General features: G+C 68.8%; 14 protein-coding genes and 2 pseudogenes. 6 read left to right on the forward strand and 10 right to left on the reverse strand.

Annotated features, from left to right (window positions below; translation table 11 throughout):
• Positions 1-282 precede the first annotated feature (282 nt).
• The 4 genes from ABZ624_RS32945 to ABZ624_RS32960 form a co-directional block, all read right to left on the reverse strand.
• On the reverse strand, positions 283-642 hold the full coding sequence (locus ABZ624_RS32945; RefSeq protein WP_360097330.1) for a nuclear transport factor 2 family protein: 360 nt from the start codon (positions 640-642) through the stop codon (positions 283-285).
• A gap of 25 nt (positions 643-667) precedes the next feature.
• On the reverse strand, positions 668-1,453 hold the full coding sequence (locus ABZ624_RS32950) for an SDR family oxidoreductase (RefSeq protein WP_360097333.1): 786 nt from the start codon (positions 1,451-1,453) through the stop codon (positions 668-670).
• 125 nt (positions 1,454-1,578) lie between these two features.
• The gene (locus tag ABZ624_RS32955) at positions 1,579-2,367 is read right to left on the reverse strand and encodes a zf-HC2 domain-containing protein (protein WP_360097336.1); all 789 of its coding nucleotides are present in this window, start codon (positions 2,365-2,367) and stop codon (positions 1,579-1,581) included.
• Between the two features lie 25 nt (positions 2,368-2,392).
• Entirely contained in the window at positions 2,393-2,995 is a 603-nt protein-coding gene (locus tag ABZ624_RS32960; protein ID WP_360097339.1) for a sigma-70 family RNA polymerase sigma factor, read from the reverse strand.
• A gap of 1,019 nt (positions 2,996-4,014) precedes the next feature.
• On the opposite strand from ABZ624_RS32960, the gene ABZ624_RS32965 reads away from it, so the two are divergent.
• The 4 genes and pseudogenes from ABZ624_RS32965 to ABZ624_RS32980 all read left to right on the forward strand — a co-directional run.
• Positions 4,015-4,308, forward strand: a complete 294-nt coding sequence (locus ABZ624_RS32965) for a plastocyanin/azurin family copper-binding protein (protein WP_360097342.1) — start codon at positions 4,015-4,017, stop codon at positions 4,306-4,308.
• Positions 4,308-5,309: a metallophosphoesterase gene (locus tag ABZ624_RS32970; protein ID WP_360097345.1), complete on the forward strand. Its 1,002-nt coding sequence runs from the start codon at positions 4,308-4,310 to the stop codon at positions 5,307-5,309. The genes ABZ624_RS32965 and ABZ624_RS32970 overlap by 1 nt, the downstream gene beginning before the upstream one ends.
• Positions 5,306-5,761 carry a hypothetical protein gene (locus ABZ624_RS32975; RefSeq protein WP_360097348.1) on the forward strand — a complete coding sequence of 152 codons (456 nt, stop codon included), beginning with the start codon at positions 5,306-5,308 and terminating at the stop codon, positions 5,759-5,761. The genes ABZ624_RS32970 and ABZ624_RS32975 overlap by 4 nt, the downstream gene beginning before the upstream one ends.
• 591 nt (positions 5,762-6,352) lie before the next feature.
• Positions 6,353-6,853 (forward strand): annotated as a pseudogene (locus tag ABZ624_RS32980) (DDE-type integrase/transposase/recombinase); the annotation flags it as partial.
• 99 nt (positions 6,854-6,952) lie between these two features.
• Here the strand turns inward: ABZ624_RS32980 and ABZ624_RS32985 are convergent.
• From ABZ624_RS32985 to ABZ624_RS33000, 4 genes are all read right to left on the reverse strand, one after another.
• The gene (locus tag ABZ624_RS32985) at positions 6,953-7,732 is read right to left on the reverse strand and encodes a hypothetical protein (RefSeq protein WP_360097351.1); all 780 of its coding nucleotides are present in this window, start codon (positions 7,730-7,732) and stop codon (positions 6,953-6,955) included.
• Positions 7,733-8,062: 330 nt separating this feature from the next.
• Complete coding sequence (grpE, locus tag ABZ624_RS32990) at positions 8,063-8,608, reverse strand: nucleotide exchange factor GrpE (protein WP_360097354.1); 546 nt, start codon at positions 8,606-8,608, stop codon at positions 8,063-8,065.
• Positions 8,609-8,610: 2 nt separating this feature from the next.
• Positions 8,611-10,470: a molecular chaperone DnaK gene (dnaK, locus tag ABZ624_RS32995; protein ID WP_360097357.1), complete on the reverse strand. Its 1,860-nt coding sequence runs from the start codon at positions 10,468-10,470 to the stop codon at positions 8,611-8,613.
• Between the two features lie 39 nt (positions 10,471-10,509).
• Positions 10,510-10,866 (reverse strand): J domain-containing protein, encoded by a 357-nt coding sequence (locus ABZ624_RS33000; protein ID WP_360097360.1) that lies wholly within the window; start codon positions 10,864-10,866, stop codon positions 10,510-10,512.
• A gap of 233 nt (positions 10,867-11,099) precedes the next feature.
• Between ABZ624_RS33000 and ABZ624_RS33005 the strand changes: the two genes are divergently transcribed.
• Both ABZ624_RS33005 and ABZ624_RS33010 read left to right on the forward strand, forming a co-directional pair.
• Complete coding sequence (locus tag ABZ624_RS33005) at positions 11,100-11,480, forward strand: STAS domain-containing protein (RefSeq protein WP_360097363.1); 381 nt, start codon at positions 11,100-11,102, stop codon at positions 11,478-11,480.
• A gap of 522 nt (positions 11,481-12,002) precedes the next feature.
• Positions 12,003-12,155, forward strand: coding sequence for a hypothetical protein (locus ABZ624_RS33010; RefSeq protein WP_360097366.1), 153 nt, complete (start codon positions 12,003-12,005; stop codon positions 12,153-12,155).
• Positions 12,156-12,224: 69 nt separating this feature from the next.
• On the opposite strand, the pseudogene ABZ624_RS33015 reads toward ABZ624_RS33010, so the two are convergent.
• Positions 12,225-12,550, reverse strand: a pseudogene (locus ABZ624_RS33015) (ATP-dependent Clp protease ATP-binding subunit); the annotation flags it as partial.
• 116 nt (positions 12,551-12,666) lie between these two features.
• The gene (locus ABZ624_RS33020; RefSeq protein WP_360097503.1) at positions 12,667-12,903 is read right to left on the reverse strand and encodes a hypothetical protein; all 237 of its coding nucleotides are present in this window, start codon (positions 12,901-12,903) and stop codon (positions 12,667-12,669) included.
• Positions 12,904-12,915: the final 12 nt, after the last annotated feature.

The following is a 12,915-nucleotide window of genomic DNA, read 5'->3' on the forward strand; positions in this document are numbered from 1 at the left end:
GATCAAAAGGAGCATGTACAACCGGGCGTCCTTCCGGCTCCTCCGGATCCGGATACTCACTCGACCATGAGTTTCACGGAACTGCGGCCAGAACCGTGAACGTCCCCACCCGCTGCTCGGGGTGGCCTCGGAGTTGCTCATGTTGGTTCCTCAGGTGTGCCTTGCTCCCGAGCCAAAGGGCTGGCCAGCCAGGAGGTTTGGGTGACTGTGCACGGCGGTTGGGAACGGCGGTCCGGGGCGAGCGGCCTTCTCGCATAGGCGGCAACGGGTTATGTGGGGCACTTAGGGTTCGATGACGAGGCGTTCGATGAGGCCGTCACGGAGTGTGAACTGGTAGCGCAGATCAATGGTGCCGCCCTGGAAGTTCCCCTCAAGGTGGTGGGTGGCGATGTAGCGAGTCGCGTCGGTCTGCTGGGCGTGGGTGAGGTGGATGGTGTAGGTGAATTCGGTGGCGGATCGGTTGAGCGACGCCTCGATCGCCTCGGTGCCCGCGTAGGTGTTGCCGTCGTCGATCACCGTGGCTTGGTCGGTGAACGCCGTGATTGCGGTGGCGATGTCGTGGCCGCGGTGCGCTTTCAGGTAGCAGGTGATCACCTCGGGCAGTGTGTCCGGGGTGCTGGTGCGGGGCTGGTTGTCGTGCAAGCCGCTCCTTGGGGTGGTGGCGGGTTCAGACGGTGGGGGTGGTGCCGCCGTCGATGACGTGTTCGGCGCCGACGATGGCCGAGGCGCGGTCGGAGACGAGGAAGGCGACGAGCTCGGCGACTTCCTCGGGCCGGTTGGGCCGGCCCAGCGGGATGCCGCCCAGGGAGTCCAGGAGTCGGCCCAGGGCCGCTTCCTGGGTGATGTCCGCGTCGTGGGCGATCCGGGCGACGAGGTGGTCGGCGGCTGAGGTCTGGACGAAGCCGGGCGAGACGGTGTTGACACGGACGCCGTGCGGGGCGACCTCGTTCGCCAGGCCCTTGCTGTAGGTGGTCAGGGCGGCCTTGGCGGCGGCGTAGGCCAGGGTGCCGTTCCACAGCGGCATACGGCGCTGGATCGAGGTGACGTGCACGACCGACCCCTTGCCCGTGGCGATCATGTGCGGCAGGAGTGCCCGGTCCAGGCGGACGGCGGCCAGCAGGTTGATGTTCAGCTCCCTGACCCAGTCGTCCTCGGCGAGCGCCGCGAACCCTCCGGCCGGCGCCTCGGACCCGCCGAGGGTGTTGACCAGGATGTCGACGCCTCCTACGCGGGCGTCCACCTCGGCGGCGACGTGGGCTGCGCCCTGGGCGGTGGACAGGTCGGCGGTGATGAACGTCTTCTCCTCGACGTCGTCGGGGCGGCTGCGGGCGGTGACCAGTACGGTTGCGCCGGCCTGGGCGAGACGTCGGGCGATGGCGGCTCCGGTGCCCTTGGTGCCGCCCGTGACCAGAGCGCGTCGGCCTTCGAGGGATTCGCTGAGGGGTGTGGTCACGGTGTGCTCCTTTCCCGGGCGCGGGCGCGGAAGGCACCGCTCCCGTGGTTACTGCTAAACAAGAATCGCCACCAATGTCACTGGGCGTCCGGGCCGTCCCGTGACATGACCGCCATTGCCTGGCCTCACGCCCGGATGGTGACCAGCTTCTGACCGTTGCCTGCGAGGATCTCAAAATGCTCGATGGCTCCCGGAGCCATGGCGACCGCTCCTGGGATCGTGGTGCTGGGAGGGTACTCGCCTGCCCGCCACGTAGCGCCGTCCGTCCTGGCCCCGCCGGGCCCGACCGCCTGCAGCCGACAGGTGATTCCCGCAGGTGCCCCCCCGGCGGAGATCTGCAGGACACTGCCCCAGGCAGAGGGCGAGACCTTCACCGAGGCGGTGACGCCGGTGGTGGGATCGGTTCCGGAGAAGGTGCGTGAGACAGTCGGCGCGGTCGGCCCGGGCGGCCTCGCCTGACTGCCGACGGATCCGATGGTCGCCAGCCATGTGCCGCCGGCCGCTGCCGCGATGAGCGTCAGCGAGACTGCGGCCCCGGCCAGTTGCAGACGCCAAGACTTGCGGCGCCTGGCCGCGGCCTGCTGGAGCAGCCTCTCCAGCACACCCCCCTCCGGCGTCTGTGACGCCGCGGGCACGGCGGGCTGTTCGGGCAGGGAGCCCTGCGCGCTTTCGGCTGCCCGTGCCACCAGCCGGTCGGTCAGGTCACTGTCGGCCGTCGGTACCGTCCGGCCCGAGGCTTCGGCTTCGGCCACCGTCGCCAGCAGCGCAGGCAATCCCGCCAGCTGGGCGTGTTCGGCCCGGCATTCGGCGCATGCCGCGAGGTGGACGCGCACCTGTTCCATTTCCGCCGAGGGCAGCGTGCCCAGGACGTATCCTCCCAGCGTCAGCCGGAGGGCGTCGTGCTCCGCACTCATGGTCGCCGCCTCCTGCCCGCCACGGTCATGGCTCGATCCCTCGTTCCTGCAGCGCCAGCCGCAGGGCGTGCAGGGCGTAGTACGTCCTCGACTTCACGGTGCCCAGCGGGATACCCAGCACCTGCGCGGCCTCCGCCATGGTCCGGCCCCGGTAGTAGGTCTCCAGCAGGACGGCGCGGTGGTCCGGGGACAGCGACCGGACGGCTTCGGCAACCGCCCAGCTCTGCAGTGCCTGCTCGATCTCGTCCTTGCCCGGTTGCTTCTCGGCGGCTCGCTCCAGCACATCGCCGCCGGCCTCGGCCGGCCTGGACTGCCGGGCCCGGTGGGCGTCGATGACCAGGTGCCGAGCGACCGTACACAGCCATGCCCGAGCCGGGCCGCGTGCGGGGTCGAACGCGGCGGGATGCTGCCACGCTCGCAGCAGTGTCTCCTGCACCACGTCCTCTGCCCATTGCCAGTCTCCTGAGGTCAGTCGCAGCACGTAGTGGAACAGGGCGCCTGCGTGCTCCGCGTACAGAGTGCGCAGCAGTTCCTCATCTACGGTCGAAAGGGTCCCTCTACCAGAGACACGGTGCGCGGAGCGATCCGGATCGGTCCTGGGACCATGTTTTCGGGAACTCCAGGGCATAAGCCGATCATCGCGTATATACGCCGCTTTGTCCTGTACGGGCAGCTCGGCACAGGTCACGCTCTGCGAGTGGCGCGGGTGGCACCTCCTTGCCGGGCGTTACGGCCCCGCCGGGATCAAGCGTGTGTGGGGCCCGGGGGTCGGCTGATCTGCGGCGACCTCAAGAGGTCTCACAAAAGGTGTGTATCCACCGAACCGCAGGACCCTCACCGTCCGTGGAGACGGACAACAACCGACATACGCGCACCTCGTCATCGCTTCCCCATGCGGCAAAGGATGGAACAGAGGCGACCGAAATGCACATGCAACGCACACGCTCTCGCCACCGGCCACGCTCACCCCGCCCCCGCGCATCGGAAACCGGTGCCATCCTGCAGCCCCAGCCCGCGCCCTGCACACACCACGGCGACGGCTCCACGCACAGCGATCGGGGGCTGCGCGACCGCCGGGGCAGAGCTCCATCGGGGCCGGTCTGTGCATCACCCGTATGGGTGACGCCGACCTGCCCCGAGTCACTCGCGGCTGCCTGCGCGGGGGAACCGCCACAAGCCGCCTGCGTCATCGTGGCGTGGCAGGGCGGATGCGTGGCGCGGGCCACGCCGAGGCGGGCGGCCCGGCACGGGGCAGCACCATGCTCGTTCGCTGGGCCCCTGAGGGACGCATGCCCATGAACGCGGCATCCACCACACACATCCCTGCGGTGACGTGCGCCCGAGCCGGCGCAGTTGCTGTCTCCGTCTGATCAGTGAGGAACGGACACCATGTACTTGAACCTTCGCCCACCAGGTCGGCGATCACGTGCTGCGGCCGGGCTGGCCGTCACCGCTATTGCCACTGCCGGTGCGCTGGGGCTCCTCAGCTCATGCGGCCAGTCGTCGCATTCCTCGTCCATCGGGGCCGGCGCCATCACGCCCGGTCCGGGTCAGCACCATACGGCAGGAATGCCCGATGCCACGGGGCCGGGGAAAGCGGTGGGGTCCGCTCCCGGCACCTCCTCGATGCCCAGCATGAGCATGCCCATGAGTCCCTCGAGCACGGGCGCGGCGGCCGCGCCGGTGACCGGGAACGCCGTGGCGATCAAGAACTTCGCATTCTCTCCGGCCACGCTGAAGGTCAAAGCGGGCACGACGGTGACGTGGACGAATCAGGACACCGACGCCCACACCGTCACCAGCGCCGGATCGGGCAGCCCCTTGCATTCGGCTGCCCTGGCCACCCACGCCACCTACAGCTACACGTTCACCAAGCCCGGCACATACACCTACCTCTGCACCATCCATCCGTTCATGACAGCCACCGTGGAGGTGACCTGATGACCGACTACTACGACAGTCACGACGGAGAATCGGCCGACGACGCGGGTCAGCCTGAAACCGAACACGGTATGACTCGGCGTCAACTCATCCGGCACGCAGGGTGGTTCGGCGGCGCGGTAGTGCTGACCGTAGCCAGTGGAGAGGTGATCAGCCACATCGCGGACTCCCGGGACATCAACACTGGGGCCGCCGCCGGGGCTGTCGCATCGGGAAGCGGTGCGCTGCGGTTCGTACAGGTCTCCGACAGCCATATCGGGTTCCAGGGCCCGGCGAACATGGACGTGGCCGGCTCATTCACCGAAGCGATCAACCAGGTCAACTCACTCGGATTCAGGCCGGACTTCGTCATGCACAGCGGCGACCTGACCCATCTGTCCACGGCCGGGCAGTTCGACCAGGTCAAGCAGATGATGGCGGGAATGAAGACAGACCGTGTCTTCACCGTGCCGGGTGAGCACGACTCCATCGGTGATGCAGGCCGCGCCTACCGGCGGACCTTCGGCATGGGCACGCTCGGCGATGGCTGGTACAGCTTCGACACCTACGGCGTGCACTTCATCGCCCTGGTCAACACCCTGAGCCTGGAGAAACTCGGGCACCTCGGCAGCGCGCAGATCGACTTCGTCCGCAAGGACCTGGCGGGACTGTCATCGGACACCCCCGTCGTGATCTTCAGCCACATCCCGCTGTTCGCCATGTACCCGCAGTGGGGCTGGAGCACCGACGACGCCCTCAAGGTCATCGCCCTCCTGCGCCGCTTCTCCTCCGTCACCTGTCTCAACGGGCACGTCCACCAGCTGTTCACCAAGACAGACGGCAACATCACCTTCCACTCCGCCACCACCACCGCCTACCCCCTGCCCAAACCGGGCCGCGCCCCCGCCCCCACGCCCCAGGTCGTTCCTGCCAGGCAGCTCAGAGACGCACTCGGCATCCGCAGCGTCGGCTACCGCCAAGGCGACCGTGAACTGGCCATCAAGGACCAGAGGCTGGCATGAACACCCAAAGGTTCCGCGTCCCCATCCTGCGGGCGGCGACCGCCGTAACCCTCGCCGCCAGCGGATACATCCACGCCCAGCTCTACACCGACGGGTACCGCTTCATCCGCATCATCGGCCCCCTCTTCCTGCTCCAGGCCAGCGCATCCTTCGCCCTCGCTGCCCTGCTGCTGATCGGGAGACCACCCCTGCTGCTGAGGATCGCCGAGGCAGGCGTCGCTCTCGGCGCCCTCGGCGGCTTCACCGCTTCGCGCACCGTCGGCGTGTTCGGATTCACCGAGCACGGTCTGCAGCCAGCACCACAAGCCGTCCTCAGCCTCCTCGCCGAAACGGGCACACTGCTGCTCCTCGCCATCTGGCAGGTGACTGTGACCAGACAACACCGCGCTGTCCGACCGCCCGTCAGCACACCCATTCGGAACCGGGCCACCACCCGTACACCACCCAACTGAACCACCGCCACGAAGAGTCCGCGTAGTCGGTGAGAGCCGTGCGAGAGCTCGTGACACCTCGTGGTGGCCTGGGTGACGCCGGGGATGGTGTCGAGCAGGTCGAGGGTGTCCCGAAAGGGGGTCATCGCCTCCTCGATTCGCCCCGTGAGCTGGTCGATCATGGCGGTGAGCTGGTCGTACTGGTCCAGATACAGACGGACCAGGAACGCGTACGGAAAAGGTGACAGCAGGTCAGATGGGTCTTATGAGAGGAGCCCTGACGATGCCTGCCCCCGAGGAAATACCCGCTGGAGTTGCGTGAGCGTGCGGTTCGGACGTACCGGACCGCCGAGCCGAAGCCCGTGATCCGTCGCATGGCGGAGGAACTCGGCGGAGCTCGCCCGGCTGCGGCGCGAGGTGCGGGAACTGCGCCGCGCCAATAAGGTCCTGCGGAGGGCCGCGACTTTTGTCGCCGCTCGGTTCGACCCGACGCGGCCCAGGTGACCGCGCTCCTTACCGAGCACCCGCACCTGGGGGTCGAGCCCGTACTCCGGGAACTGCACATCCCCTCGTCCACCTACTACCGCTGGCGCCGGTTCGAGGACGTCACTTCGGCTGTCTGCGATCCGGGATGCCTTCTCCCGCAGAGTCGTGGCCTGGGAGACGTCCGCCCATGCGGGCGACGACCTGGTCCTCACTTCGCTCAAGTACGCGCTGGCCAGCCGCGAGGTCGCCCCCGGCGAACTCGTCCACCATGCCGATCGCGGCACGCAATACACGTGCATCAAGCTCATAGCACGCCTGATCAGAGCAGGAGTCCAGGCGTCCATGGGCTCGGTCGGAAACTCCTTCGACAATGCCCTGGCAGAGAACCTGTGGATGCTGGTCAAGACCGAGTGCATCCGCGGCCGAGTCTTCGCGACCAGGACCGAGGCGAATCTCGCGCTTCGAGTACATCGACGGCTTCTACAACCCCCGCCGCATCCAGAAGCCACTCGGCTACCTCAGCCCATCGAGTTCGAGGAGAAGCACCACGCCGACAAGGCAGCGGCCGAACAAGTGAGACGGTGGCGGATGCTTTGTCGGAGAAAAGCGGGCTCCCTGACCGTATGAACGATTCCCGGCCGACAGCGCGGCCTGTAGGCCGGGTTGTACAAATCCCGCCTGGTACGGGTCCGGGTCCAGGGTCCGGTCCCGATTCCGGAGGTGGGTTCAGCGGGCCAGGTGCAGTCGGGTGTGGAAGTACCCCGCCGACTCCTTCCCTGCCGGGTCCTCGCCGAAGGTGGTGACGGTGGCCACCGCGCGCTGCTGCTCCCGGGGGTCCGTGAAGCGCCGCTGCGGCTGGGTGGTGGAAGCCCGCTCTACGGTGAGGCCGTACGACTGCAGGCAGCTGGCGATCGGCCCGTAGTCATGGGTACGCAGGACGAAGGCCGCCACCGGCACGGGGTGGCCGATGGCGGTGAACAGCCGGGCAAAGGTGCGCTCGGTGAGGAAGCTGGTGCCGCCGGTGACGGTGATCAGGCCCGTCCCGGCGAGCGAGCCGCGCAGCCCCTCCCCCGGCTCGGCGCGCTCCAAGTCCACGCAGTGCCCCTCGTCGAGCAGCCCGACGGCCACCGCGTAGTCCAGGGCCGGTCGTGACACGTCGATGCCGATGGCCCGCACGGCGTCGGGACGTCGGCGGGCGGCGTAGAAATCGCGGTCGCGGTGGGCGAGTTCGGCGGTGGTGAGTTCGGCCACCCTGGCCGAGGTGTAGTGCGCGAAGAGTTCGTCGAGGGTGACGTCGTGGTTGAGGAGGGCGGCGTTGATCCCGTAGGAACAGCACATGTCGAGGACCGTGCGCCGCCCCGGCCCGAGTTCGGCGGCGAGCGCGCGGAAGACCGGCTGGGCGTGGCCCGGGGTCTGGTACTCGTACGGCCCGAGGGCGGCGAAGTATCCGCGGGGGTCGGGGAGGGCGTAGACGTCGTCGAAGCTGGTCATGCCGGCTGTGGTCATCGGGGTGCGCCTCCATTGGCGATCGACGGGAGTCCGGGCGGGGGCACGGTGCCCCAGGCGTACCCGGCCACGCGCCGACGCCGAAAGGCCGCCGATCCGGCCACCGGCGGCGACCGGGAACGTCAGCCAGGGGACATCAGCTCGCGCCCTTCGCCGAGCGGGCGAAGAAGCGGGGCGAAGAAGCGGGCCGCGTCCGCCGCCCCGACCCGCTCCAGAACGGCCGGGGACCAGCAGGGGGTGCCCCTTCTAGGTCCTTCGTCCAGGCTGAGTGGGTCAGGCGGGAGCGGTTTCGGAGTCACGATGGCACGAGCCTGCTTGTCGCCGGAGCTGTCAGCTAGGCGCGGCAGGCAAGGGCGGCTTGTCCGCCGGGGCGGAGGACGGCCGTACGCCTCGGCTCCGTCCGTGGGGATTCCTCGCCGGCGGGGAGGGCCCGGTGACCTCTACGGTGGCGGGGCGCAGCAGGTGGTCACCGAGACGGTAGCCGGGCCTGAGGACCGCCGAGCACACCAGGCGGTCCGCATCGGCGCAGACGTGGTGGGTGAGGGCGTCGTGGCGCGCGGGGTCGAACGGATCGCCCACCTCACCGAACGAGGCGACGCCCAGCGAGCCCAGCTGCTGGTCCAAACTGTCGGCGATGTCCTTCAGACCGGGTGTGAGCGGCTCGTGCGTCAACGCCCGGTCGACGGCGTCCAGCACGGGCAGCAGCGTCCGGAGCACGTTGGCCACCGCGATCTCACGCACGGTCAGGCGGTCCCTCCGCACCCGCTTGCGGTAGTTGTCGTACTCGGCCTTCACCCGCTGCAGGTCGGCGGTCCGCTCCTCCACCAGGCTCCGCAGCTGCTGCAGTTCAGTGCTCTGCGGCTCTCTCCCGGTCATCGTCAGCCAGCCTCCGGCTTGTCGTCGTCGACGATCTCGGCGTCCACCACCTCGTCCTCGGCCGGGCCGCCGCTCGTGCCGCCGCCCGCGGAGGCACCGGTGGGCTGCTCGGCGCGCGACTTCTCGTACAGAGCCGTGCCGATCTTCTGCGCGGCCTGTGCGGTGCGGTCGATCGCCTGCCGGATCGCGGCGGTGTCCTCGCCCTTCAGCTTCTCCTTCAGCTCGGCCAGCGCCGTCTCCGTCTCGGACTTGGCGTCCGCCGGGATCTGCTCGGCGTTGTCCTTCAGGAGCTTCTCGGTGGAGTAGACGAGCTGCTCGGCCTGGTTGCGGATCTCCGCCGCCTCGCGGCGCCGGCGGTCCTCCTCGGCGTGCTGCTCCGCTTCGCGGACCATGCGGTCGATGTCGTCCTTGGGCAGCGCGGAGCCGCCGGTGACGGTCATCTTCTGTTCCTTGCCGGTGCCGAGGTCCTTGGCGGAGACGTGCATGATGCCGTTGGCGTCGATGTCGAAGGCCACCTCGATCTGCGGTACCCCGCGCGGCGCGGGCGCGATGCCGGTCAGCTCGAACATGCCGAGCTTCTTGTTGTACGCCGCGATCTCCCGCTCGCCCTGGTAGACCTGGATGGTCACCGACGGCTGGTTGTCTTCCGCCGTGGTGAAGATCTCCGAACGCCGGGTCGGGATCGTGGTGTTCCGCTCGATCAGCTTGGTCATGATGCCGCCCTTGGTCTCGATGCCCAGCGACAGCGGGGTCACATCGAGGAGCAGGACGTCCTTGACCTCACCCTTGAGCACACCGGCCTGCAGGCTGGCGCCGATGGCCACCACCTCGTCAGGGTTGACGCCCTTGTGCGGGTCCTTGCCGGTCAGCTCCTTCACCAGCTCGGTCACCGCCGGCATGCGCGTCGAACCACCCACCAGGACGACATGGTCGATGTCCGACACCTTGATCCCGGCATCCTTGATCGCATTGTGGAACGGCGTCTTGCACCGCTCCAGCAGATCGGCGGTGAGCTGCTGGAACTGGGCGCGGGTCAGCTTCTCGTCCAGGTGCAGCGGGCCCTCGGCCGAGGCCGTGATGTACGGCAGGTTGATCATGGCCTCCGACGAGGACGACAGCTCGATCTTCGCCTTCTCCGCCGCCTCCCGCAGCCGCTGCACGGCCATCTTGTCCTTGGACAGGTCGACGCCGTAGTTGTTCTTGAACTGCTTCACCAGGTGGTCGACGACCCGCTCGTCCCAGTCGTCACCACCGAGGTGCGTGTCGCCGTTGGTGGCCTTGACCTCGATGACGCCCTCGCCCATCTCCAGCAGCGACACGTCGAAGGTGCCGCCGCCCAGGTCGAAGACGAGGACCGTCTGGTCGTTCTCCTTGTCCAGCCCGTAGGCGAGTGCGGCGGCCGTCGGCTCGTTGATGATCCGCAGCACGTTCAGGCCCGCGATCTCACCGGCTTCCTTCGTCGCCTGGCGCTGGCTGTCGTCGAAGTAGGCGGGCACGGTGATCACGGCGTCGGTGACGTCCTCGCCGAGGTAGCCCTCCGCGTCCCGCTTCAGCTTCTGCAGCACGCGCGCGGAGATCTCCTGCGCGGTGTACCGCTTGCCGTCAACGTCGCCGTGCTCGGGGAACCGCCAGGCGTGGTCGCCCATGTGACGCTTGACCGAGCGTGCCGTGCGCTCCACGTTGGTGACGGCCTGCCGTTTGGCGACCTCGCCGACCAGGACCTCGCCGTTCTTGGCGAAGGCGACGACCGATGGGGTAGTCCGCCCTCCCTCCGTGTTGGTGATGACGGTGGGCTCGCCGCCCTCGAGGACCGAGACCACCGAGTTCGTCGTACCAAGGTCAATACCAACCGCCCGTGCCATCTGGTTCTCCCTCCTCACCTGCTTCACATCGGGGCCTGATCAGGACATCGGCTCCCATCGGACAGGACCGGCCCGCAGCGGCGGCGGCTCAGGGTGGGCAGCCCCGAGCACCACGACATATCGCCATGCCGTCCGGCCGGCCGCGGCGGACGCACGTCCGGGCGCGTCCGCAGGCTCGTACGTCTGGTCGTAGGCCGCGCGCAAAGCCGGATCGCGAAGGGTCTCGTACGCCGCCCGCACCTCACCGAACCGGCCCGCGGTGGCCGCATCCACGCGGGTGTCGGGTCGCAGTTCCCGCACGCGGGCGCGGAAGGCGGAAGTGATCGCCTCGGCCGTCGCCGAGGGCTGCACCCCCAGCACCGCGTACAGGTCCGGTTCCTGCTCCCGCGCTGGCATGCGCGGCCACCTCCTCACCCATTCTGAGCTGCGACTTCACAGCCGGCTTGCCTACCTTCATGAAATAAAACTTGAGTCCTGCCTTGTCAAGTCTTGGCGGGGTATATGAGATGTGTCCTCGGTACTCGGTGAACTGCGGAATGCGTTCAGCAGGCGAACGACCTGAACGAGGGAGCCGGGCCGCCGAGCGTGGGCGGCCCGAGCGCCGAGAAACAGAAAGCGGGGTGCGGATCATGGCACTGTTCCTCGCGGCGCACTGGGAGAACGGCTGGGCCGTGCTGGAGATCAAGGGCGTCCTGGACGGGGCCACTGCCCGGGAATTGCGTGACTTCGCAGCCTCCGTAACCGCGCAGCACCGGCACCAGCGCCTGATCCTGGAACTGTCCGAGCTGACGCACGCCGACACCGACGGACTCAATGCCCTGATGTCCGTGCGGACGCTGCTGGGCCAGGACCAAGGGGAGCTGCGCCTGGTATGCCCGGAAGGGCGGACGGAGCGGCTCCTGCACACCAGCGGCGTCGCTTCCGCACTGCCCGTGTATCCCTCCCTCGACGCGGCCCTGTCAGCACCCCGGTCCGCCCCCGCACACCGGATGGGAGGTGCAGTGCAGTGATCACTGAACTCGCCGTCGAACGTGTCGAATTCACCTGCGGCTCGTGCTGGCACAGCTGGAGCGTCGACTACGACGTACAGTGCCTGCGAGCACTGCGGCCGCCGCTGGGTCGGACGCCTGGCAGCGCGTCGGCCCGTGCCGCTGTCCGGTGACGCCCAGGCGCCGTGCAGCCGTGTCCCCGCCGAGGGTGCCCTGCGCCCCGAGCGGCACACCGCACGATGCCGCACGCTGCCGGTCACCCCCAAGCGAAGTCCGGCACGCCAGGTGTCTCCTAGCCGTCCACCCCATCGTCCGGATGATCCGGACAGGCGCGCGCCGGCCTTCAGGGGCGGGCGCGCGCCCTCCGCCAGGAACTCCGTGCGCGCCGGCTTCGTACAGGGCACGTGCCGGGGCGCCCGAGAGCACCTGCGGACGAAGGCGGACATCACGCTTGACTGCCGGGGTGTGAGCTGCGGCATTGTCGGCCCACGTGGCCGGCCTCCACCATGGCCGGACCAGGGATGTCAAGGAAAGCAGCTCCTCATGGGTGATCATGTGCACGTGCGGCTCAGCCAAGGGCTGAGCGTGTCGGAAGAGGGAGAACTGATCGAGCACTCCCGCTGCCGATGCGGGGCCACCTTCACCAAGGTGTTCGACGCCGACGGCGGGGAGCCGGAGCGCCCGTCTCGCTCGTGACTCGCGCCCGGCGCCGCAGCCGAACACCCCCTGCGGGGTCGTCAGGGTACGACGGGCATTGCCGGCCGGTGGTCGGCCACGCCGCTCCAGGGCGGCGTCCTCCGCGATGGGCTTGCGGCACTCGTCCACGGTGGTGGCGCCCATCAGGTGCAGCTCACCGCGGGCGAGGGCGGGCTTGAGCATGTTGCCGGAGATCCATGGCACCCTCGCCGCCACTGCTGACGCCGACGACCGTGTGCACTCATCCATGAGCAGCACCAGTTCGCCGCCGCGTTCGTGAACCTCCCCAGCAACTTCCTTAGCTTCCTCGAACTCGTCCCGATCCTTGGTGGCCGCGGTGTCTTGCTGCGCCTGGAGAGGACCTCGACGGTCTGCTCGACCTCCTCATCCCGGCCTGGTTCCGGGCGGGCGCGGCTCCGCCGTACAGGGCTGGGCTGGGCGGGGCCCACACAATGACGAGCCGGTCCCGGCGCCCGATCCGGCCCGATCGGCCAGGTAACAGGCCGGAGGGTCAGCGGGCCGGGGTGACGGTGACGGGAACGTCCGGGCAGCTGCTGAGGTCCTCCGCGAGCGCGGCGTGCTCGGCGGTGTCGATGCTCAAGCCCCAGCCGGTCTTGTCCGCCACCCAGTCGGTGACGTAGGTGCAGCGGTAGCCGACGGCCGGCGGCAGCCATGTGGACGGGTCCTGGTCTGCCCTGGACCGGTTCGAGGCTGCCGAGACCGCGGTCAGCGCCCGGTCGTCACCCAGGTCGTTGGCGTG

The sequence above is a fragment of the Streptomyces sp. NPDC007205 genome (assembly GCF_040634095.1).
In the GTDB taxonomy this organism is placed as follows: Bacteria; Actinomycetota; Actinomycetes; order Streptomycetales; family Streptomycetaceae; genus Streptomyces.

Bases quoted from the DNA above. Each gene is read 5' to 3' on its own strand.
- ABZ624_RS33000 (WP_360097360.1), bottom strand. From the start codon at position 10,866: ATGCCAGCGCGGGAGCAGGAACCGGACCTGTACGCGGTGCTGGGGGTG.
- ABZ624_RS33010 (WP_360097366.1), top strand. From the start codon at position 12,003: ATGGGTGATCATGTGCACGTGCGGCTCAGCCAAGGGCTGAGCGTGTCG.
- ABZ624_RS32960 (WP_360097339.1), bottom strand. From the start codon at position 2,995: ATGCCCTGGAGTTCCCGAAAACATGGTCCCAGGACCGATCCGGATCGC.
- ABZ624_RS33005 (WP_360097363.1), top strand. From the start codon at position 11,100: ATGGCACTGTTCCTCGCGGCGCACTGGGAGAACGGCTGGGCCGTGCTG.
- ABZ624_RS32955 (WP_360097336.1), bottom strand. From the start codon at position 2,367: ATGAGTGCGGAGCACGACGCCCTCCGGCTGACGCTGGGAGGATACGTC.
- dnaK (WP_360097357.1), bottom strand. From the start codon at position 10,470: ATGGCACGGGCGGTTGGTATTGACCTTGGTACGACGAACTCGGTGGTC.
- ABZ624_RS32970 (WP_360097345.1), top strand. From the start codon at position 4,308: ATGACCGACTACTACGACAGTCACGACGGAGAATCGGCCGACGACGCG.
- ABZ624_RS32985 (WP_360097351.1), bottom strand. From the start codon at position 7,732: ATGACCACAGCCGGCATGACCAGCTTCGACGACGTCTACGCCCTCCCC.
- ABZ624_RS32975 (WP_360097348.1), top strand. From the start codon at position 5,306: ATGAACACCCAAAGGTTCCGCGTCCCCATCCTGCGGGCGGCGACCGCC.
- ABZ624_RS32965 (WP_360097342.1), top strand. From the start codon at position 4,015: ATGAGTCCCTCGAGCACGGGCGCGGCGGCCGCGCCGGTGACCGGGAAC.
- grpE (WP_360097354.1), bottom strand. From the start codon at position 8,608: ATGACCGGGAGAGAGCCGCAGAGCACTGAACTGCAGCAGCTGCGGAGC.